Origin of the sequence: Bartonella sp. TT110JLCBS (assembly GCF_042193405.1) — a bacterium.
Taxonomy (GTDB): Bacteria; Pseudomonadota; Alphaproteobacteria; order Rhizobiales; family Rhizobiaceae; genus Bartonella.
Genome location: NZ_JBHILT010000114.1, coordinates 1 through 1191, shown reverse-complemented (window position 1 = coordinate 1191; position 1191 = coordinate 1). Strand labels below are relative to the sequence as shown.

The 1191-nt window shown below is 43.8% G+C and carries 1 protein-coding gene; it reads right to left on the bottom strand.

Going from position 1 to position 1191, the window contains the following annotated elements; translation table 11 throughout:
- Nucleotides 1–14: 14 nt before the first annotated feature.
- Nucleotides 15–1190 (bottom strand): elongation factor Tu, encoded by a 1176-nt coding sequence (gene tuf / locus ACFILW_RS09850; RefSeq protein ID WP_012755022.1) that lies wholly within the window; start codon nucleotides 1188–1190, stop codon nucleotides 15–17.
- Between the last annotated feature and the right edge of the window lies 1 nt (nucleotide 1191).

Below are 1191 nucleotides of genomic sequence, written 5' to 3'. Positions count from 1 at the left end.
TCAACAAGCATTATTTATTCAATGATCTTAGAGACGATACCGGCACCAACAGTACGACCACCTTCACGAATAGCAAAACGAAGTTTTTCTTCCATCGCTATCGGAACAATCAACGAAACATCCATGGCAACATTGTCACCGGGCATAACCATTTCCGTTCCTTCTGGAAGCGTAACAATCCCTGTAACATCCGTTGTACGGAAGTAAAACTGAGGGCGATAATTCGTGAAAAATGGCGTATGACGCCCACCTTCATCTTTTGTCAAAATGTAAGCCTCTGCTTTAAAACGTGTATGAGGCGTAACAGATCCTGGCTTCGCCAATACTTGACCACGCTCGATCCCTTCACGATCAACACCACGTAGCAGAGCTCCTATATTATCCCCCGCTTGACCTTGATCTAAAAGCTTGCGGAACATTTCAACGCCCGTAACCGTTGTCTTAGACGTTGGACGAATACCGATAATCTCGATTTCCTCTCCAACTTTAATAACACCACGCTCAACACGACCCGTAACAACCGTTCCACGACCCGAAATCGAAAATACATCCTCTATCGGCATCAAAAATGGTTGATCAACAGGACGTTCAGGGGTTGGAATATAATTATCAACTTCACTCATTAAAAGACGAACAGCGTCTTCACCAATGCTTTTATCCTTATCCTCAAGGGCTGCTAACGCAGAACCCTTAACAATTGGTATATCATCGCCTGGGAAATCATATTTGGATAAAAGTTCCCGAACCTCAAGCTCTACAAGCTCCAAAAGTTCTGCATCATCAACTTGATCAACTTTATTAAGAAAAACAACAATTGCTGGAACACCAACCTGACGTGCAAGCAAAATATGCTCACGTGTCTGAGGCATTGGGCCATCAGCTGCTGAAACAACCAAAATAGCACCATCCATCTGTGCTGCCCCTGTGATCATGTTTTTCACATAATCAGCGTGTCCTGGACAATCAACGTGCGCATAGTGACGATTTTCCGTTTCATACTCAACGTGGGCTGTAGAAATAGTAATTCCACGTGCGCGTTCCTCCGGGGCAGCATCAATTTGGTCATAAGCTTTAAATTCACCAAAATATTTCGTAATCGCTGCTGTCAATGAGGTCTTCCCATGATCAACGTGACCAATCGTACCAATATTAACATGCGGTTTTGTTCGTTCAAACTTGCTCTTCGCCATT

What these genes read in the sequence shown, in the direction of transcription:
- tuf (WP_012755022.1), bottom strand. Translation starts at nt 1,190, where the DNA reads ATGGCGAAGAGCAAGTTTGAACGAACAAAACCGCATGTTAATATTGGT.